The following is an 18,854-nucleotide window of genomic DNA, read 5'->3' as shown; positions in this document are numbered from 1 at the left end:
GCCGACGCGGGTGCGGCGCGGGTGCTGGCCTCGACGCGGGCCGGAGCGGGAGCGGGGCCCGGGGGCGGGCGGCTCGGGCTCGGGAGGGTCAGGGCTGCGGGGGCTCGAAGCGGTGGAAGCCGCCCTGGAGGAAGATCAGCGGGGAGCGGGTGCCGCGCACGCCGAGCCCGACGACGTCGCCGATGACCATGACGTGGTCGCCGGCGACGACGTGGTCGCGGTAGCGGCACTCCATCCAGCCGGCCGCCTCGAAGAGCAGGGTGCCGGTGCGGGTGCCGACTTCGGCGGGCCGGGTCCGTACCGCCTCGTCGCGCTCGGCGCGCGGGCGGGCGAAGAGCCGGGCCAGTTCCTCCGAGCCGCCGTCGAGGATGGAGATGCCCCAGACCCCGGACTCCATCAGGCCGGTGAGGAAACCCGAGTCGCTGCGGAAGCCGACCGACACCAGGGGCGGTTCGAGCGACACGGAGGTGAGGGAGTTGACGGTGACGGCACTGTGCCGGCGGCCGTCCTGTGCCTGTCGGTGCGTACTGACGACGCAGACGCCGGTGGCGAAGTGGCGCATGACGGCGCGCAGGTCGCTCGGGGCGTCGACGGCACCCGTCGTGTGATCCGCTGCTGGGGCCTTGCCCATGGTCGGTCCTCTCCGGGTCTCGGACATGCGGCGCGCGGCCCGCGGCCCGCGGCCGACGACATGGTGAAGCGGCGGCGGTCTGGCCGGGACTGAGCCCACAGGAGACGAACACCAGCCCGCCTGGGACGGACAACGGTTCGACAGCAGCGACTCTAGGAACGGTCCCGCTCCGGCATTTGCCGTGCAGCGCACCGGCACTGGCGGATTCACGCGCCCCGGTTCACGCCCCGCGTCCCGGGGAGAGCCACCCCTCGGCACGCGCGACGGCCGGTCCTCGGGACCGGCCGGTGGGGGCGCGCGAGGGGCCAGGAATGGCATGGGGTCCGGCCCTCGGGGTGGTTCAGAGCAGGGCGCGGGGAGACGCCTGCCGCAGGCGGTGGCGGCGCGCCGGCTGCCGGGTGACCGCGGCGACATCGCGGCGGGCGGTCTCGGCCAGCTCGATGATCTGCTCCGCGTGCGGCAGCAGCCGCCGACCCGCCTCGGTCAGGGTCAGTTGACGCCTGCTGCGGTCGAACAGTTCGGTGCCGACGGCCTCTTCGAGGTTCTTTATCTGCGTCGTCACGGTCGACTGGGCATAGTGCAGGTTCTTGGCGGCCCGGGTGAAGCTCAGCTCGGCCGCCACCTCCTGGAACGCGCGTAACTGCTGGAACTGCATGACACGGCCCTCTTCCCTCCGGTCCCTATAACATACCAGCCTGCCCGTATTCTTGAGCCGGTCCGGTCGGCTGTTTCTCAGTCGGTCATCGACGCCGGTGACATGAGGTCCCGGGCGATCTGCGGCAGCACCTGGTCGAGGAGTTCCGCCGCCCGTACCGCCCCGTCGACGGTGCGCGGCACCTCGTCCACGGCCACGGCGCGGGCGTAGCGGTCGGGCAGGTTGCGCCGGCAGGCGGCGAGTACGGCCCGCCGGCCGGCGACCTCCTGCTCGGGCCCGAGCGGCACGAAGGCCACCACCACCGAGGCGCCCAGCTCGGGCAGTTCGGTGGGGACCACGGCGCACTCACGGACACAGGCGAGTTCCAGCAGCTCCCCCTCCAGGGCGAAGAAGTCGCGGGCGAAGCCGGCGTCCGCGGCGTCGGTGTCGATGTCGGTGTCGGTGTCGCTGTAGATGTCGGTGTCGGTCATGCGGAGATCTCCTGGTGCACGGTCTGCTCCAACTGCAGGTTGAGGGTGAGGATCGGAACCACGGCGCGCAGCAGCTCCGCCGTCTCGATCCGTCCGGTGGGGCTGTACGGAATGTGGTCCACCGCGATGACGTGCGCCGGGATCGACGGCACCCGGCGCGCGCACGCCGTGCGCAGGGCGGTGTAGCCGGTGGCCTCACGTCCCACGGCCACCGCGATGAACGGCACGACGAGGGCGTCGCCGAGCGTGGGCAGGCTCACCCGGACCACGGCGGTGTCACGGAGGCAGGGCAGGTTGAGCAGGTCGGACTCCAGGCGGAAGAGCGCGGCGTCGACGGCCAGGTCGCGGACCGGGGCGGTGACACCGCCGGCCCGGCCGGTGAGGGTGACGCGGCCGCGTTCGTCGAGGACGCCGAGGTCCCCGGTGACGAGGAAGCGCCGCTCCCCCGCGCCGGTGTCGAGAGTGACGAACTCCCCCTCGGCGGGCCCGTGTTCACTGCGGCCACCGCCTTCGGCATCGCCGTCCGGGTCCACGCCTGCGTCCGCGTCCGCGTCCGCGTCGAGGTAACCGTCCATCACCTGCGGGCCGGCGAACGCGAGGCGGCCGGGGCGGCCGGCCGGCAGCACGGCGCCCGTGCCGTCCAGTACGGCGACGGTGGTGCCGAGCACGGCCCGTCCGGTGCGCATCCGCGTGACCAGCGACTCCTCCGGAGTGAGCAGGGCGCCGAGGCCCGCCTCGGGGGTGATGTGGGCCAGGTGCAGCACGGGACCGAGCCGCTTCCAGGCGGTGTCCACCGTCCAACGGCCGAGGTGCCGTCCCGGAGTGATCACGCAGCGCAGCCGTCCGGTACGGGCCAGCGGCCCGGAGTCCGGGTGGACCAGCAGCCGGCCGAGCGCGCCGGGTTCGATCACCGCGGTCGTGACGCGTTCGGCGGTGACGAGCGCGGCGAGGACCTCGGCGTCACCGGTGGCGTCCAGCACCACCCCGGCGCCGACGGTCAACAGGGTGCGCGCGAGTTGCAGGGAGAGCGGCTGCCACAGCGGGGCGGCCACGAGGTGGGTGTCGTAGGCGTCGAAGCCGAACTCGTCCACCAGGTCGAGCAGCGCGCGGCCCTCGGCGGCGGTCCCGCGCACCGTGACCCGCGGCCGGGGTCCGCCGGGTACGACGGCGAGGGACTCGCGGTGCAGCGGTTCGGGGAGACGGCGCAGCGGCTCGCTCATCAACAGGTCGTAGAAGCGGGCGCGCTCCAGCCCGAACCGCCCCCCGTCCCCGGCCCCGACCCCGGCCCCGGCCAAGTCCCTGACCCCGGCTCCGTCTTCGGCTCCCCGGACCTTCTCCGTACCCCGCTCACCGCCCGCCCCACCGGCACCTTCCGCACCTTCATGGCGCGGCGGGACGCCCGGGTCCGGCGAGTCCTCGTGATCCAGCGCGATCCGCAGCACCTCGCGCGCGCCGGACCACTCGGTCCCGTCGAGCGCCGACGCGTGTTCCCCTGAGGCGAACACCACGCGCGGGTCGAGGAGCGCGAGGGTCCGCGCGAGCCGGCCGGCGCCCTGCGCGGGGTCGATCCCCGTGCACGGGATTCCGAGCGTCGCGCACGCGGCCATGGCGACGGCCAGTTCCCAGCGCGGGCCGGCCAGGAACACCGCGCGGACCGGCCGCGCCGGGCGCCCCTCGGGCAGACGGGCCGTCAGGCCGGCCGCGCACCGCTCCACCGCGTCGGCCAACTCCACCCAGGAGAGCCGGACGTCACCGTCCACGACGGCCGTCGCTTCGGGGCGGGCGGTGGCGTGCCGGCGGATGTGTTCGATTTTGATCATGTGGCTTCTCCGTGGTCGGTGAGCCGGGGTGCGGAAACTCGCCACAGCGAAACAAACCCGCATGCGGGTTTTCAAGTGCTATCGGAAAGGGCGATGCCAGGGCACCGCTGTGTCAGGTCACGCAGGTGAAAGGGCCCCCGTCCGCCGACAATCCGAGGGAGTCAGGCTCCGCCACGCACTCCACGGAGGCCCCGTTGTCCGACGACCGGTATCCCCCACCACGTACCGACGCGCCCACCGCGACGCCCGGAATACGCCCCCTGGCCGTGCTCGTGGGCCTCCCCGGATCGGGCAAGTCGACGGTGGGCCGGATGATGGCCGACCGGCTCGGGGTGACCTTCCGGGACACCGACGAGGACGTGGAACGCCGCACCGGGCGCACCGTGGCCCGGATCTTCGCCGACGACGGGGAGCCCCGGTTCCGGGAGTGGGAGCGGGCGGCGGTACGCGCCGCGCTCACCGCACACGACGGCGTGCTCGCGCTGGGCGGCGGCGCCGTGGTCGACCCGGTCACGCGGTCGTGGCTGGCCGGCGGCCCGGTCGTGCACCTCGACGCCGAGGTGCGGGAGGTGCTGGGCCGGCCCGGCGGCACGGTGGACCGGCCGCTGCTCGCCGGCGACCCCGCGGCCCGGCTTCGGCGACTGGCCGCGCGGCGCGCTCCGTTCTACCGTGAGGTCGCCCGGGTGACCGTGACCACTCGGGGGCTCAGCGCCGTGGAAGTCACCCGGACGGCGCTGCTCGCACTGGTTCTCGACCCGGTCCCCTGACCGCGTCCAGCGGTCCGCCGCCGGTTCCCCGGTCCCGCGACGGACCCGCTCATCCCGCGAACTCCTCCCCGGTGTCACTCTCGGCCTCCGCCATGACGCGCGCCATGAGCCGCTTGCCGCGGTCGGGGGTGATGTCCAGCTTGCCGAGCGTCTCGGAGGTGACGACGGCGCGGGCGAGCCCGCTGTAGAGCACCGCGATCCGCTCCTCCAGGTCCTTGCGGTCGCTCATCACCTCCGCCATGAGCTGCACGCCGCTGAACGCGCCGACGATCATCTGCGCCGCGTCGTCCACATCGGTGCCGGGCAGCAGTTCGCCCCGCTCCCGCGCCTCGGCGAGGAGGGCGACGTGCACGTCGATCCACGCCTGGTACGGCACCCGGCGGTTGATCTCGTGCCCCTGGTCCACGGCGAGCCGGATGCTGCCCTGCAGCATCCGGTCGAAGGTGAGGCGGTGCCCCACCAGCAGCCCGATGTCGGCCACCTCCTGGAACTTGGCCGCGTTCCCGGTCGAGGGGACCTCCAGGTATCCGATCTGGCCGCTGACCTGCTCGTCGAGCACCGCCTGGGCAAGTTCGACCTTTGAGGCGAAGTGGAAGTAGAAGGCTCCCTTGGTCACCCCGCACCGGGTGTAGACGTCGTAGATCGTGGCCCCCGCATAGCCGTGTTCGGCGAACACCTCACCGGCTGCGCCCAAGATCGCTTTCCTGGTCCTGACCGCACGCTCCTGTCGTGCCACGCGGCCTCCCATCTGTACCCGGCCGCCCCGGAAGGAACGGCTCCGTGTGATTGCTTCCGCGGGCCGTTTCCCACTCATTGAAAAACAAACCCGCATGCCTGTACCTTACCGACCGCGGGGGGAGATCGGCCATACCCCACGTCGTGCTGCACCTTCACCTTCGACGGAAGAGGCAACGACCATGCGCGCTATGGCTTCGACGATCCGGGACGTCCACAAAGAGGCGCGCCGCGCCGCGTTCCCGGAGATCACAGCGGGTGGACCGCTCAGCGTTCCGGCACTTCCGGTGGAGAAGACACTCGTCCACCGAGCCCGGTTGCGGGACGTCCTGCCCACTCAACTGACACGTCACGACGACACACACTTCACGGTTTCCGCACGCAGACCGCGCACTCACCGGCTCTTCGTGACCGCCGACGGCCAGGGTACGGCCTCGCTGGTGCTGGAGACGATCCGGCAGACCACGCTCCTCGTCTCGCACGCGGAACTCGGTGTGCCGCTCGGCCACCACTTCGTCATGTGGGACCTGTGCCACCGCCTCGACGCGCGGCTGCTCACCCGCACCGCGGCGAACGAGGACCTCACCCTCGACGTGCGCGTCGCCGACCTGCGCCGGCGCGGCGCGGTGCCGACCAGCGTGCATCTGGAGATGGTGCTGCGGGCGGGCGGCCGGGCCGTCGGCTCCGGCTCGATCCGTTTCCACGTCACCTCGCCCGCCGCCTACGCGCGCATACGGGGGCACCTGCCCGCCCTCGGGGACGCCCCGGTCGCCGAGCCGGTCGACCCGACGGCCGTCCACCACAGCCAGGCGTGCGACGTCGCCCTCTCCCCGGCCGAGGGGCCGGGCCGGTGGCTGCTGCGCGCGGACCCCGCCAACGAACTGTTCTTCGACCGGGTCAACGACCACGTCCCGGCCATGGTGCTGGTGGAGGCGGCGCAGCAGGCCGCGCACCTCACCTTCCCGGCGGGCCGGTTCGACCCGTCCGCCTCCGAGATGCGCTTCAGCCGGTACGTCGAGTTCGGCACCCCGTGCCGGGTCGCCGCCCATGCCGTCACCACCGAGGACGGCACGGCCTCGATCGGCGTCACCGGTCACCAGGACGAGCATCTCGCCTTCGTCATCAGGTTCGACGGGGCCACCGCCCGCCAGGAGCGCTGACCGGCTCATCCGCCGGCGCGCCCTGCGGGGCAGCGGAACGCGGCAGGCCCTCCCCCGGTTCCCCGGGCGGGGTTCCCCCACACCGCCGCCGGCCACCGCGTCCCGTCACCGGATCGTCCAGCCGCCGTCCACCGGCAGCGTGGCACCGATGACGAAGGAGGCCCGGTCACTGCCCAGCCAGGCGGCCGCCTCGGCGATCTCCCGCGGGTCGGCGATCCGCGGCAGCGGCGCCGCCGCGCGCAGCAACTCCTCCGCGCCGGGGTCCTGTTCGAGCCACTCGTCGATCATCTCGCTGCGCGTCGAGCCGGGTGCGACGGCGTTGATCCGGATGCCGTGGGGCGCGTACTCGGCCGCCGCCGCCTTGGTCAGCCCCAGCACCGCGTGCTTGGAGGCGATGTAGGGAGCGGCGACCGGTGTGGCGACCAGGCCGGCGGTACTGCTGGTGTTCACGATGGCGCCGCCGCGGGGCAGCATCGCCGCGATCTGGTGCCGCATGCAGTTCCACACCCCCCGTACGTTGGTGTCCATGATCGTGTCGTACAGCTCGTCCGCCATCACGTGCAGGGGGACCTGGGCGGCGCCGATCCCGGCGTTGTTGAAGGCGACGTCGAGCCGGCCGAAGCGGGCCAGTGTCCGGTTCACCGCCTCGGCCACCTCGCCGCTGCGCGCGACGTCGGCCGCCGTGTAGTCGGCCTGGTACCCCTCGCCCAGGAGTTCGCGGGTGAGGGCGGCCAGTCTCTCCTCGCGGCGGGCCACCAGCATGACGGCCGCGCCCTCACGGCAGAACACGCGTGCGGCGGCGGCTCCGATGCCGCTGCTCGCTCCGCTGATGAAGGCAGTCTTACCTGCGAGAAGGCCCTGGTACGTCATGATCCCAAACTACTTGAGCAGGGCCCCGGGACATGGCCGGAACAGGCAGTTGGCCTGATCCCTGCCGTGTCCCGCGCAACTGGCTCGCCCGCACCCCGGCCGTACGGCTCCACCGGCCCGCGCGCCGGCTTGCCGGGCCCGGCCGGTCCCGGGGACCCGCCCGCCCGCACCGACGTCCTCGAACGATCCCGCACATGGCTGAAAGGGATGAGCGACATGGCAGTACCTCGCATTCTGATCACTGGTGGCACCGGTTTCGTCGGGACCCGCGTCGCCGCGCTGCTGGCGTCGGACGGACCGCGGACGGACCCGCCCGAGCTGCGGCTGCTCGCCCACCGCGCGCGGCCCGAGCCGCTCGTCGCGGCCCGGGTGGAGGTGCGTGCGGGCAGTCTGACCGATCCCGTGTCGCTGCGCGGGGTGTGCGACGGGGTCGACACGGTGCTGCATCTGGCCTCGCAGGTCGGCGGGGACGCCGGGCTGTGCCGTGCGGTCAACGACGCCGGCACCGCCGCGCTGCTCGCCGAGGCGGAGCGCGCCGGGGTACGGCGGATCGTTCAGTTGAGCACCACCGCCGTGTACCGGGACGGACGTCATCTGCGGGCCCGGGAGGGCGAGTTGCCGCTCGGCCCGACCTCCGCGACGAGCGTCAGCCGGCTCGCCGGGGAGCGGCGGGTGCTGGCGGCGGGTGGTCTGGTGGTGCGTCCGCACCTGGTCTACGGCCCCGGTGACGTCTGGGTGGTCCCCGCGCTGGCCGAGTTCCTCACGGAGCTGCCGCACTGGGTGGACGGCGGCCGGGCGCTGATGTCGGTGATCGGGGTGGACGACCTGGCCCGGGTGCTCGCCGCCCTCGCCCTGCGGGCGTCGGTGCCCCGCGGCGAGGTGCTGCACGCGAGCCGCCCCGACCCGGTCCGCGCCCGCGAGCTGATCACGGCCACCGCAGGTGCCCTGAACCTGCCGCTGCCCGCCGGGGAGGTGACGTACGCCCAGGCCGGGGCCTGGCGGTCCACGCTGGACGCCCCCTGCTGGCAGCGGCGGCTGTCGCTGCTGGCCCGGGATCACTGGTACGACACCTCTCGGTTGTGGCGGCTGCTGGGCACCGTGCCCGGCCGGAGCTTCGCCGCCGACTTCGCGGCCGGCGCCGACTGGTACCGCGGCCGTCTCTCCGGCGGTCGGCCGGCCCCGGTCAGTGGCCCCACCCGTACTGCCGTCGCGGCGCGATCATGAGCGTGGCCCCCGGGTCGCGGCGCGGGTTGCGCACCTTCTGCCGGGCCACCTCGCTGTTGACGAGCAGGTCGTCGACGGTCGTGCGCCGCACCAGCCGGCGCCTTCCGTCGCGGATGAGTTCCACGTCGTACACGTTCTTCAGCGGCAGGCGCCGGCCGTGGTCGGCGCCGGGCAGGTGCTGTGCCTCCGCCGGCGCGGTCCCCGGGAACTCCGGGCCGATGCGGGCGCCGACGGGCCGGAAGGGTCCGTGGGTCAGACGCCCGCCGTGTCGCCGGCGAGCGCCCGCTCGGCGCGCTTGCGGGCGGCGCCGCGTACCGCCGAGACCAGCGCGAAGAGCATGGTGAGAGCGGAGATGCCGGTGATGACGTACATACCGGAGTGGAAACCGTCGAGCTGCTCGGCGGTGGAGGGGTGCGTGCCGCTCGCCATGGTGGCGGTCACGACGGCGAGGACCACCGCGGCGCCCACCTGGTAGCCGGTCTGGAGCACACCGGCGGCGGCGCCCTGCTCGGACGCGTCCACCCCGGTGGTCGCCTGCACGGAGGAACCGGTGAAGGCGAACGGGAAGGCGATGCCGATCAGCAGCATGGTGGGCAGGATGACGGCGGCGTAGCCGGACGTCTCGCCGATCCGCCAGAACAGCACGTAGGCGGCGGTGTAGGCGACGAACCCGGCGAAGATCATCCAGGCGGCCCCGAAGCGGCCGACGAGTTTGCCGGCGCGCGGCGCGACGGTCGCGATGAGCAGCCCGCACGGCAGGAAGGCCATCGCCATCTCCAGCGGCGACCAGTCCCGCAGCGACCGCATGTACAGCGCGCCGACGAACTGGAAGCTCAGGTAGGTGCCGAGGATGGCCGCGGCGGCGAGCGCGGCACCGACCAGGGCGCGGTTGGTGAGCAGGCCGAGGCGGATCAGCGGCTCGGCGGTGCGCTTCTCGACGGCGACGAACAGGGCGGCCAGGGCGACGGCCACCACGAATCCGGCGATCGTCTCGGCGCTCGTCCAGCCCGCCTCGGGGGCCTGGACGATGGTGAAGACCAGCAGCAGCATCGCCAGTGTCACGGTGACGGCGCCCGCCACGTCGTACTGGCGCCGGCCCGGGGCCCGTGCCGCGTCGCGGGGCACCAGGGCGAGCGCGCCGAGGAAGACGCCGGCCGCGACGGGCACCGGCAGCAGGAAGGTCCAGCGCCAGCCGATCTCGGTGAGCAGACCGCCGAGGACCAGGCCCATGGAGAAGCCGGCCGCGCCGCAGGCGGTGTAGATGCCGACCGCCTTGTTGCGCTGCGGGCCCTCCGGGAAGGTGGTCATGATGATGGCCAGGCCGGCCGGGGCGGTGAAGGCGGCGCTGACGCCCATCACGAAGCGGGCCGCGACGACCGGCGCGCCGTCGGTGGCGAGGCCGCCGGCCAGGGAGGCGGCGGCGAACACCGCGACGGCGACCAGCAGGACCTTGCGGCGGCCGAGCAGGTCGGCCATGCGCCCGCCCAGCAGCAGGAAGCCGCCGAAGCCGAGGACGTAGGAGCTGACCACCCACTGCACGGAGGCGGTGGACATGCCCAGGTCCGACTGGATGGGCGGGACGGCGATGCCGACCATCGCGTTGTCGAGCGCGTCGAGGAACATCGCGCCGCACAGCACGATGAGGGTGCCCCACAGGCGCGCGCCCCAGCCGGACCGCGGCGCGGCGGGCTCCGGCCGGCCGACCGCGAAGTCGTCGTGGAGCAGGGGTGGTTCGGTGGAAGTGGCCATGCGAGCTGGTCCTCGTCGTCGGTGTGGTGTGGGTGAGAGGGCTACTGGAGGACTACGCCCACGCTGTACGCGTTGTGCGGGGCGCCGCCCAGCAGGTGGGCGCCGGCGGACTGGACGACCTGGTCCTGGGCGATGACGTGCTGGCACATGGTGTTGAGGTCGCGCAGCGCGCGGTCCAGCACGGAGGGGCGGTAGACGGCCGCGGTCGCCACGACGTCGAAGAGGGCGGCGACGACCGTGCGGGCGGTGCGGAAGGCGTTGACCCTGGCCAGTACGGTGGCCACCTGCTCGTCCCGGGTGAGTACGTCGCCGGCCTCCAGGATCTCCCACTGCTCGCGCAGGCTGCCGTAGACGGCGTAGCGGGCGGCGGACAGGTCCATCTCCGCCTGGGCGACGGCCGTCTGGACGCGGTAGTTCTCCGGCCAGGGCGTCCCCGTGGTCCGGTCGATGCGGGTGGTGGCCATCTGGCGGACGTGGTCGATCGCGGCCCGGGCCGTACCGAGCGGGACGCCGGCCATGGTGCGCAGGACCGCGTCGGGGGTGGCGGCGGCGCCGGTGACCCGGGGCGCGGCGAAGCTGAAGGTGTGGTCCTCGGGCACGAACAGGTTCTCCGTGCGGTAGTCCCGGCTGCCGGAGCCGGCCAGGCCGGTGGTGTACCAGGTGTCCTGGATCTCGAAGTCCTCGACGGGGGCCACGACCACCCGCCAGTTGCCGGGTGCGCCGGGCGGGCCGGGCTCCAGTTCGCCGTCGCGGGTGACGAGGACACCGCCGACGACCCAGGTGCTGTGGGTGATGCCGCTGCCGAAGTGCCACTGGCCGGTGACCCGGTAGCCGCCGGGCACCCGCTCGGCGCGCCCCATGGGCATGATGGCGCCGGCGGTGACGGTGTCCGGGTCGGCGAGCAGCCGCCGGGCGACGTCCTCGCCGAGGAAGCCGGCGTAGACCGGGGTGTCCATGCCGATCATCGCGCACCAGGCGGCGGAGGCGTCGCCCACGGCGAGCGCCTCGATCACCTCGGTCTGCTGGACGGCGTCGAGGTCGGGTCCGCCCCACACTGCGGGCCGGGCCATGCGGAACACGCCGGTACCGCGCAGCAGGGCCACGATGTCGGGCGGCAACTGCCGCTCGTTCTCGATGTCTTCGGCGCGTTCGCGCAGCCGGGGCGCGGCGGCGCGGGCCCGCGCCAGGATCTCCTCGGCGGTGTACGGGGTCTGCGGTGGGGCGGTGACGGAGTCCAGGGCATCGATCAGGCTCATGCGGCGCTCTCCCAGCGTCCAGGGGCGGGTGCGGGCAGGGGTGCGGGTGGTGCGGGTGGGGGTGGTGCGGGTGGTCCTCCCCGGCCGGGTTCAGGCGTAGCGGCCGGGGGCGATGACGTGCCGCGGGTCGACGGCGTCCTTGAGCCGCCGGGCGAAGGCGCGGGCGCCGGCGTCGGGGGCGAGCCGGTCGGCCCAGTCGGTGTGGTCGATGTCGAGCCGGTAGGGGATGAACCCTTCGGTGGCGAAGAGTTCGTAGAGCCGGTCCAGGGCCAGGTGGGCGGCGTCGGCCTCGTCGCCGCGGCGGGCGAACCGCATCGTGATGACGCAGTCGACGACGTCGGCGCCGAGCGTGTTGAAGGTGGCTCCGCAGCGCACGCCGGTCTCCACCCGCACCTGCTCGATCAGGGCGTCGGCGCGGGCCAGGGCCCCTCCGGTGAAGGGCACCAGCGGCAGGAAGAACAGGAACCCGCCTTCCTCGTCCAGTCGGGCGGCCGGGCGGCCCGTCTTCGCCTCGAACAGCACGTCGGTCGGGTCGGGGTCGCCGGCGTAGGCGCGCTCCACCCGGACGGCGATGTCGTGATTGGCCGCCTGCGGGTCCTCGGCGTCGGTGGCCGAGACGGCGCTGAACAGGCCGGACCGTTCGGCCTCGGCGGTGACGACGGCGCTGAGCGCGGCCACCGACCGGGCCGTCCCGTCGACGCAGACGTGGACCAGGTACTGGCCGGCCGGACCGCCGTACGCCTTGGCCGCGGCCTCGTTGTAGATCTTCACCACGCCGCTGGCCAGGCCCTGGGCGACCCAGCGGCGTATCTCGGCGGTGGCCTCCTCGACCTGGCCGGGGGTGAAGTGCAGCCGGACCACCCGCAGCGCCTCGGGCCTCGGCAGCAGCCGCACGGTGGCGGCGGTGACCACGCCGAGGTCGGACTGGACGAAGAGCTGCACCAGCGAGGGGCCGAGGCCGTGCGGGTAGACGGGGGTCGGGCGGCTGGGCTCGGGCCACCAGCCGACGCGGACCGTCTCGCCGTCCGGCAGGGCCACTTCGAGGCCCATCAGGTCCTCGACGCGCTGGTGGCGCAGGCCCACCCCGCGGTCCAGGGCGTTGCCGACGACGCTGGTGTGCGCGGAGGAGACGGTCACGTTGAGCATCCGCTCGGTGCCGGCCAGCAGATGGGCCAGCCGGGCCTGGGTGACGCCGGGCTCGACGACCGCCCAGCCCTGGGCGACGTCGATGTCGCGGATCTGGTCGAGGCCGGAGAGGTCGAGCACGACCGCGCCGTCCGCGGCGGGTTCGCGGGAGCCGAGCCCCCAGTTCCCGCCGGTGCTGAAGGTGTGCAGCCGGGCGCCGGTGGTGCCGTCCGCGAAGAGCGCGACGACGCGCCGGACCTCCTCGGCGGTCTGCGGGCGTACGACGCCGTGGACGGCGCGCGAACGGTAGAGGCTTACGTTCGGTCCGAGCGGGCTGACCGGCGGGCCGGCCGTCTCCTCGCCGGGGTGGGTGACCCGGTCCGCGCCCACCACCCGGGCGGCCTCGGCCAGCGCGGCGCGCAGGGAGGCACCGGCGGATGCGTGCGGCCCGGTGACGGATTCGGGGAGGACGGTCATCGCGGCACCTCGGGTTCGTTCGTGGGCGGTGGGCGGACGCGACGGCCGCGCACCTGCCGCTCACCGGGCGTCGCCACCACGCTAGGAACCCGGGCGCCCTCGCTCTCCCCTGATCGCGCACGCCAATTGAGGAGTTCGCGCACGGCCCGGCACGAGACGGCCCGGCACGACGGCCGGTCGCAGCCGCCGATCACAGCCGCCGTCACAGCCGCCGGTCGCGGCGGCCCGGTGCGGCGCACGGGCGCGAACGCGGACCGGGCCGCCCCGATCCGTGGTGCGGATCGGGACGGCCCGGCCGAAGCGGCGGGTCGGGGCGGCGTCAGCCGGATTTGCGGCGGAAGTTGCGGCTCTGCCCCTTGGGGCCGTTGAGGCCCTTGATCTTGGAGCGTCCGTCCTGGTGCGCCTGCTGGGCCCGGCCGGTGCCGGCCTTGCGCTCCAGCGCCTCGCGGAACTTGCGTTTGGCGTCCGTCTCCTCGGGCGCCGCCGCTTCCCCGGCCGCCTCGGCCTGGGTGGTTTCCTCGGTGTCCTGCTTCTTGTCGTCGGTCATGTGCTGCCTCCTGGGTCTCGGCGGTGGGTGGGGGCTCGGCGGACCCGGCGGGCCGACACGGATGACGGCGCTGACGGTGGTCTGCGTGGACGAACGGGGTACCCCCGGGACGCTGTCACGGAGACGGTGGTCAGAGCAAACGCATTTCCGGCGCCGCCCCGGGGCGAGAGGCCGGTCACCGGTCCGCGCCGCCCGCCCGCCCGAGCGGAAGCCGAGCGGTACGGTGCCCGAGCCCCGCCCGGGGAAGACGCGCCGTAGTGCGGCGGAAACAGCGCGACCGGTTTGCCGTGCCGGCCGCGGCACTCCACCGACCCCCCGGCCCCACCGGCCCACGGGGTGCGGGCATCCGGCATCGGCCCCCGGCCGCCCCCCGTCACCGCCGCCCTACGATACGGACTGGACGGTTTTCATCAGGGTCTCCGGGGGGTGTCGCCGGAGAGGGGAAGGGGGCCGCAGTGCCGACGCAGGACCGTGCCATCCGCACACGCCGGACGATCCTGGAAGCGGCGGCCAGGGTCTTCGAGAGCCGCGGCTACCGTGCCGCGACCATCTCCGAGATCCTGGCCGCCGCCGGGGTGACCAAGGGCGCCCTCTACTTCCACTTCGAGTCCAAGGAGGCCCTCGCCCTCGGCGTCCGCGGCGAGCAGGACCGGAAGCTCACCGTGCCCGCGCGTGCCGTCAAGGTCCAGGAGTTCGTGGACGCGATGGCGCTCCACGCCCATCTGCTGCGGACCGACCCCATGGTGCGGGCCGGCGCACGGCTCACCCTGGACCAGCGCGCGGAGGACCCGGACCGCGCGGCGGTGTTCCTGCGCCGGCAGCAGGCCGGGGAGCGGCTGCTGCGCCTCGCCGAGCGCCAGGGGGAGTTGCTGCCGCATGTCGATCCCGCCGGGACGGCCCGCGTCGCGACGGGCGCCTTCGCCGGCGTCCAGGCGATGTCCGAGGCGACCACCGGGTATCAGGATCTGCCGTGTCAGGTCACGGCGCTGCTGCGGCACCTGCTGCCCAATGTGGTGGTTCCCGCCGTACTCGTCTGCGTGGACCTCGCCGAGACCCGGGGTCCGTCCGTGCACGCGGAGATCGTCGGCGCGCCGCGCGAGAGCGCGCCGGCGGACTTCCGTCCCGGACCTTGACGGGCCATTGGTCTCTACCTATCGTCACCGACCAGCCCGTGTTCACACAGGCACTCATCGTTCACGTACACGAACGAAGGGACGGTCCCCCACATGCCATCCGCTCCCCCGGCTCCCCCGGCTCCCCCGTCCACATCCGCGTCCGCTGCCCCACGCGCCCGCGGCAGATCCCGCACCCTCCTGCTCGCCGCCCTCACCACCGCACTGGTCGGCACCCTGCTGCTGCGGCCGGACGCCACCGTGCCCGCCGAAGCCGCCCCCGCCTCCTTCACCCACCCCGGGGTGACCGTCTCCAAGGGGCAGCTCGACTTCGCCCGCGGCAAGGTCGACGCCGGGGCGCAGCCCTGGAAGGCCGCCTTCGACCAGATGAAGGCGAGCAGGTACGCCGACCTGAACCGCACCCCGAAGGCGCGCGCGGTCGTGGAGTGCGGCTCGTACTCGAATCCCAACCTCGGCTGCACGGACGAGCGCGAGGACGCCATAGCGGCCTACACCGACGCGCTCCTGTGGTACTTCACCCGCGACGAACGCTACGCCCGCAAGTCCATCGAGCTGATGGACGCGTGGTCGGCGGTGGTCAAGGACCACACCAACAGCAACGCGCCCCTGCAGACCGGCTGGGCCGGCTCCTCCTGGCCCAAGGCCGCCGAGATCATCAAGTACACGTACACCGGGACGTGGGCCGGCTCCGGCCGCTTCGCGACCATGCTCCGCGACGTCTACCTGCCCGAGATCATCAACGGGTCGAACTCCAACGGCAACTGGGAGCTGACGATGACGGAGGCCGCCGTCGGCATCTCCGTCTTCCTGGAGGACAAGGCGTCCTACGACAAGGCCATGGCGCTCTTCCGCACCCGCGCCGCGGCCTACGTCTACCTCACCTCCGACGGCGACCTGCCCAGGACCGTGCCGAGCCAGAACCTCAACACCCGGGAGCGGATAGTCGCCTACTGGCAGGGGCAGGGCACTTTCGTCACCGGCCTCACCCAGGAGACCTGCCGCGACCTCACCCACACCGGGTACGGCATCTCGTCCCTCTCCCATGTCGCCGAGACCAGCCGGATCCAGGGCCAGGACCTGTACGGCACCGACGTGGGCGAGCGGCTGCGGCAGGCGCTCGGCTTCCAGGCCAGATACGAGCAGGGCGCGGCCGTGCCCGACTGGCTCTGCGGCGGCACGCTCGACCTCGGGCTCGGCCCGGTCACCGAGGTGGGCTACAACGCGCTGCACAACCGCCTCGGTCTCGCCATGACCAACACCCAGGCCCTGACCGAACGCAACCGCCCGGCGGGCACCAACAACCTCTTCGTCGCCTGGGAGACGCTGACCCACGGCGACAACCCGGCCTGAGGCCGCTCCCCGCCCCCGGATCGGCGCCCCCGGGCAGCGTCACGGCTCGACGGCGAGGACCTTGCGCATGGCCTCGGCGGTGGCGGCGGGGTCGTAGCCCTCGGGGACGCCCTCGACCAGGATGATGTCGCCCTGGACGTGCCTCGTGCGCAGGGGCGCGATCTCCCGGTAGCCGGGCGAGTCCCACCAGGCCCGCGCCTCGGCGATGCCGGGGAAGCCGATCAGCACGACGGCACCGGGCCAGGTGCCCTCCTTCACCTCGTGCGGCGTGACATGGACGAGGAAACGGCCGCCGTACGGCTCGAACGTGGCGGGGATGCGCTCGATGTACTCGGCGATCTCCGGATGCGGGGCGGCGTCCTGCAAGTGGGCTATGGCGTAGGCGGGCATGGCGTCCTTCCGTCGAGTATCCGGGTCACGAGCGGATGACGCCCGAGGGGGGCCGATGGTTGCCCTGCCGGCCGACCTGCTCAAGGGGGTGAGTGGTCCGCCGGATGGAACTTACCGGACATACAATCCCTTCATGCATGCGGAGAACGAGGCCGGAGCGCCACTGGGCCGGCTGCTGCGCCAGTTGCGGCAGAGTCGTCGGCTGACCATCGAGGAGCTGGCCGAGGCCTCCGGGGTCTCGGGCCGCGCCATCGGTGACATGGAGCGCGGCCGCAGCCGCCGCCCGCACCGGGGCACGCTCACCGCGCTGGCCCAGGGGCTGCGGCTGGACGAGGCGACGCACTCGCTGCTGGTGACCGCGGCACGCACGGCCCGCGCCGAGGCGACGGCCCGCTCGGGTCCGGCCGTGGCGTCACCGTTCACCCTGCCCAGGGGACTCAGGGACTTCGTGGGCCGGGCCGACGAGCTGGAGGCGCTGCGGGCGCTGGCCGCACAGGCCACCGAGCAGGCGCCGCCCCGGACCTGGACGGCCCGCTCGGCGACCCTGCCGACCGCCGTGGTGTCCGGGCCGCCCGGCAGCGGGAAGACCGCCCTCGCCGTCCGGCTGGCCGAGCAGCTCGCGCCGTCCTTCCCCGACGGGTGCTTCCTGCTGGACCTGCGCGGCCTCGACGCCCAGCCGCTCTCGGCGGAACAGGCGGCGCTGCGGCTGCTCACCTCCTGGGGCGTGCCGGACGCCGAGCTGGCCCGGCACACCGCCGAGGAACACCTGGCGCGCTACTACGAGCTGGCCGCCGAGCGGCGGGTGGCGGTGGTGCTGGACAACGCCGCCACCGAGGCGCAGGTCCGCCCGCTGCTGCCGCGCGAGGGGCGCTCCCTGGTGGTGGTGACCAGCCGGCGCACCCTGGCCGGTCTGGAGGGCGTGCACCGGGTGGAGCTAGGCATGCTGACGGACGCCGAGTCGGCCTCCCTGCTGCGGGCCGTCCTGGGCGCCCGGCGGGTGGACACCGAACCGGAGGCGGTGCGCTCGGTCATCGACTCCTGCGGGCGCCTCCCGCTGGCCCTGCGGGTGGCCGCGAACTGGGCCGCCACCCGCACCAACTGGAGCCTCGGCCGGCTGGCCGGCCGGCTCGCCGACGAGGAGCGCCGGCTCGACGCGCTCAGCGCCGGTGACCTGCGGGTCAACTCCGCCTTCGCCCTCTCCTACTCGAAGCTGGCGCCCGGCGCCGCGCTGATGTTCCGGCTGCTGTCCCTCGCGCACGGCACGGACATCGGCCTGGAGCAGGCCGCCGTGCTGCGGCAGACCTCGCCGACCGCCGCCGAGGACCTCCTGGAGGAACTGGTGGAGTCCGGGCTGCTGCTGCCCTCCCGCGACGGCCGCTACCGCCTGCACGACCTGCTCCGCCTGTACGCGGCGAGCCGCAACCGGGCGGAGGACGGGGCGGAGGACTCCCGGGCCGCGCGGGCCCGGGCCCGGTCCTGGCTCCTGGACAGCGCCGTCCGGGCCGGCGGCTGGTTCGGACCGGACGGCGCCGCTGCCCCGGGCCCGTCGCCGGACCGCCTGCTCACCCTGGACAGCAGGGAAAGGGCGCTGCGCTGGATCAAGGAGGAGAGCGACAACTGGCTGGCGGCGTTCCGGGACGCCGCCGAGGTGGGCGAGCACGCCAAGGTGGCCGAGGTCGCCGAGGCGCTCAACACGTTCTCCGAGAACTGGGTGTCCTGGGGGCACTGGCCCGAGATCTACGAACGCGCCGCCGCGGCCGGCGCGGCCCTCGGGGACGCCACGCTCCAGGCGACCCACCTGAACCATCTGTCATGGGCCTACTGGGCCTGCGAACGCCGGCAGGCCGACGCTGTCGCCGCCTCCACCCGCGCGCTCGCCCTCGCCACCGCCGCGGCGGACCCGGTGCAGCAGGCCTGGTCGCACGACCACCTCGGGTGGCTGCGGATCGTCGACGACGACTGGTCGGGCGCGGCCGACGAATTCCGCCGCGCCACCGAGCTGTTCGCCGAGGCCGATCACCTCACCGGTTTCCTCCAGGCGTCCGGCGGGGTCATCCCGGTCGCCTGGAAGGCCGGCCGGCCGGAGGAGGCGCTGACCGCGTACCGGGGAGTCATGGACGTGCTCGACGATCCGCTCACCCGCGACCGCGTCTCCCGGGACGAGCGCGACATCACCGCCCTGATCGCCTCGTACCACGTGTCGTACGTCTATCTGGACGAGGGACGGTGGCGGGAGGCCGCGGACCTGCTGGCCTCCCTGCGCGGACAGCTCGACGCCCGCGGCTCCTACTGGCAGGCGGGCAAGGTCTACCTCCACCTCGCCCACGCCCTCACCCACCTCGGCCGCCACCAGGAGGCGGCCGCCGAGTACCGCGGTCTGCTGGCGATGACGGAGCACATCCCCGCGGCCGTCCTGGCCGAGGCCCGCACCCACCTCGACGCCCTGAACGCGGGTGAGCCCTCGCCGCCCACCCGCTTCCCGCTCTGAGCCGCGG

Annotated in this window: 18 protein-coding genes; 6 read left to right on the top strand and 12 right to left on the bottom strand. The window is 73.8% G+C overall.

From position 1 onward, the window contains the following. Nucleotides 1-88: 88 nt before the first annotated feature. From ABEB00_RS15630 to ABEB00_RS15615, 4 genes are all read right to left on the bottom strand, one after another. Complete coding sequence (locus ABEB00_RS15630; RefSeq protein ID WP_345620234.1) at nucleotides 89-631, bottom strand: flavin reductase family protein; 543 nt, start codon at nucleotides 629-631, stop codon at nucleotides 89-91. A 340-nt stretch (nucleotides 632-971) separates the two neighbouring features. Next, nucleotides 972-1,286: a LysR family transcriptional regulator gene (locus ABEB00_RS15625; RefSeq protein WP_345620233.1), complete on the bottom strand. Its 315-nt coding sequence runs from the start codon at nucleotides 1,284-1,286 to the stop codon at nucleotides 972-974. 77 nt (nucleotides 1,287-1,363) lie between these two features. Next, the gene (locus tag ABEB00_RS15620) at nucleotides 1,364-1,756 is read right to left on the bottom strand and encodes an AMP-binding enzyme (RefSeq protein WP_345620232.1); all 393 of its coding nucleotides are present in this window, start codon (nucleotides 1,754-1,756) and stop codon (nucleotides 1,364-1,366) included. After that, complete coding sequence (locus ABEB00_RS15615; RefSeq protein WP_345620230.1) at nucleotides 1,753-3,576, bottom strand: AMP-binding protein; 1,824 nt, start codon at nucleotides 3,574-3,576, stop codon at nucleotides 1,753-1,755. The genes ABEB00_RS15620 and ABEB00_RS15615 overlap by 4 nt, the downstream gene beginning before the upstream one ends. A 194-nt stretch (nucleotides 3,577-3,770) precedes the next feature. Here ABEB00_RS15615 and ABEB00_RS15610 point away from each other — a divergent pair, with 194 nt between their 5' ends. Further along, nucleotides 3,771-4,343 (top strand): shikimate kinase, encoded by a 573-nt coding sequence (locus ABEB00_RS15610; protein WP_345620229.1) that lies wholly within the window; start codon nucleotides 3,771-3,773, stop codon nucleotides 4,341-4,343. Between the two features lie 49 nt (nucleotides 4,344-4,392). Here the strand turns inward: ABEB00_RS15610 and ABEB00_RS15605 are convergent, their stop codons facing one another. Further along, nucleotides 4,393-5,091, bottom strand: a complete 699-nt coding sequence (locus ABEB00_RS15605) for a ScbR family autoregulator-binding transcription factor (RefSeq protein ID WP_345620228.1) — start codon at nucleotides 5,089-5,091, stop codon at nucleotides 4,393-4,395. A 178-nt stretch (nucleotides 5,092-5,269) separates the two neighbouring features. Here ABEB00_RS15605 and ABEB00_RS15600 point away from each other — a divergent pair, with 178 nt between their 5' ends. Further along, the gene (locus ABEB00_RS15600; RefSeq protein ID WP_345620226.1) at nucleotides 5,270-6,238 is read left to right on the top strand and encodes a ScbA/BarX family gamma-butyrolactone biosynthesis protein; all 969 of its coding nucleotides are present in this window, start codon (nucleotides 5,270-5,272) and stop codon (nucleotides 6,236-6,238) included. A 105-nt stretch (nucleotides 6,239-6,343) separates the two neighbouring features. Here the strand turns inward: ABEB00_RS15600 and ABEB00_RS15595 are convergent, their stop codons facing one another. Beyond that, on the bottom strand, nucleotides 6,344-7,108 hold the full coding sequence (locus ABEB00_RS15595; RefSeq protein ID WP_345620225.1) for a glucose 1-dehydrogenase: 765 nt from the start codon (nucleotides 7,106-7,108) through the stop codon (nucleotides 6,344-6,346). A gap of 216 nt (nucleotides 7,109-7,324) precedes the next feature. On the opposite strand from ABEB00_RS15595, the gene ABEB00_RS15590 reads away from it, so the two are divergent. Continuing rightward, entirely contained in the window at nucleotides 7,325-8,332 is a 1,008-nt protein-coding gene (locus tag ABEB00_RS15590) for an NAD-dependent epimerase/dehydratase family protein (protein WP_345620224.1), read from the top strand. Here the strand turns inward: ABEB00_RS15590 and ABEB00_RS15585 are convergent. The 5 genes from ABEB00_RS15585 to ABEB00_RS15565 form a co-directional block, all read right to left on the bottom strand. Then, nucleotides 8,292-8,456 carry a pyridoxamine 5'-phosphate oxidase family protein gene (locus tag ABEB00_RS15585; RefSeq protein WP_345620223.1) on the bottom strand — a complete coding sequence of 55 codons (165 nt, stop codon included), beginning with the start codon at nucleotides 8,454-8,456 and terminating at the stop codon, nucleotides 8,292-8,294. The genes ABEB00_RS15590 and ABEB00_RS15585 overlap by 41 nt on opposite strands. 128 nt (nucleotides 8,457-8,584) lie before the next feature. Continuing rightward, nucleotides 8,585-10,081 carry an MFS transporter gene (locus ABEB00_RS15580; protein ID WP_345620222.1) on the bottom strand — a complete coding sequence of 499 codons (1,497 nt, stop codon included), beginning with the start codon at nucleotides 10,079-10,081 and terminating at the stop codon, nucleotides 8,585-8,587. A gap of 41 nt (nucleotides 10,082-10,122) precedes the next feature. Continuing rightward, nucleotides 10,123-11,337, bottom strand: coding sequence for an acyl-CoA dehydrogenase family protein (locus tag ABEB00_RS15575; protein ID WP_345620221.1), 1,215 nt, complete (start codon nucleotides 11,335-11,337; stop codon nucleotides 10,123-10,125). 90 nt (nucleotides 11,338-11,427) lie between these two features. After that, entirely contained in the window at nucleotides 11,428-12,939 is a 1,512-nt protein-coding gene (locus ABEB00_RS15570; RefSeq protein ID WP_345620220.1) for an FAD-binding oxidoreductase, read from the bottom strand. 319 nt (nucleotides 12,940-13,258) lie between these two features. After that, nucleotides 13,259-13,486 carry a DUF5302 domain-containing protein gene (locus tag ABEB00_RS15565; protein ID WP_345620219.1) on the bottom strand — a complete coding sequence of 76 codons (228 nt, stop codon included), beginning with the start codon at nucleotides 13,484-13,486 and terminating at the stop codon, nucleotides 13,259-13,261. Nucleotides 13,487-13,941: 455 nt separating this feature from the next. Between ABEB00_RS15565 and ABEB00_RS15560 the strand changes: the two genes are divergently transcribed. Together ABEB00_RS15560 and ABEB00_RS15555 are read left to right on the top strand one after the other, a co-directional pair. Further along, a complete protein-coding gene (locus tag ABEB00_RS15560; protein ID WP_345620218.1) occupies nucleotides 13,942-14,619 on the top strand; it encodes a ScbR family autoregulator-binding transcription factor in 678 nt (225 codons plus the stop codon). Between the two features lie 93 nt (nucleotides 14,620-14,712). Continuing rightward, a complete protein-coding gene (locus ABEB00_RS15555) occupies nucleotides 14,713-15,969 on the top strand; it encodes an alginate lyase family protein (protein ID WP_345620217.1) in 1,257 nt (418 codons plus the stop codon). Nucleotides 15,970-16,008: 39 nt separating this feature from the next. On the opposite strand, the gene ABEB00_RS15550 is transcribed toward ABEB00_RS15555, so the two are convergent. Next, nucleotides 16,009-16,359: a DUF1330 domain-containing protein gene (locus ABEB00_RS15550; protein WP_345620216.1), complete on the bottom strand. Its 351-nt coding sequence runs from the start codon at nucleotides 16,357-16,359 to the stop codon at nucleotides 16,009-16,011. Nucleotides 16,360-16,492: 133 nt separating this feature from the next. On the opposite strand from ABEB00_RS15550, the gene ABEB00_RS15545 reads away from it, so the two are divergent. Continuing rightward, the gene (locus ABEB00_RS15545) at nucleotides 16,493-18,847 is read left to right on the top strand and encodes a helix-turn-helix domain-containing protein (RefSeq protein WP_345620214.1); all 2,355 of its coding nucleotides are present in this window, start codon (nucleotides 16,493-16,495) and stop codon (nucleotides 18,845-18,847) included. Nucleotides 18,848-18,854 lie beyond the last annotated feature (7 nt).

This window comes from Streptomyces ziwulingensis, assembly GCF_039542605.1.
GTDB classification, from domain to species: Bacteria; Actinomycetota; Actinomycetes; order Streptomycetales; family Streptomycetaceae; genus Streptomyces; species Streptomyces ziwulingensis.
This window is presented reverse-complemented; position numbering and strand designations above follow the sequence as displayed.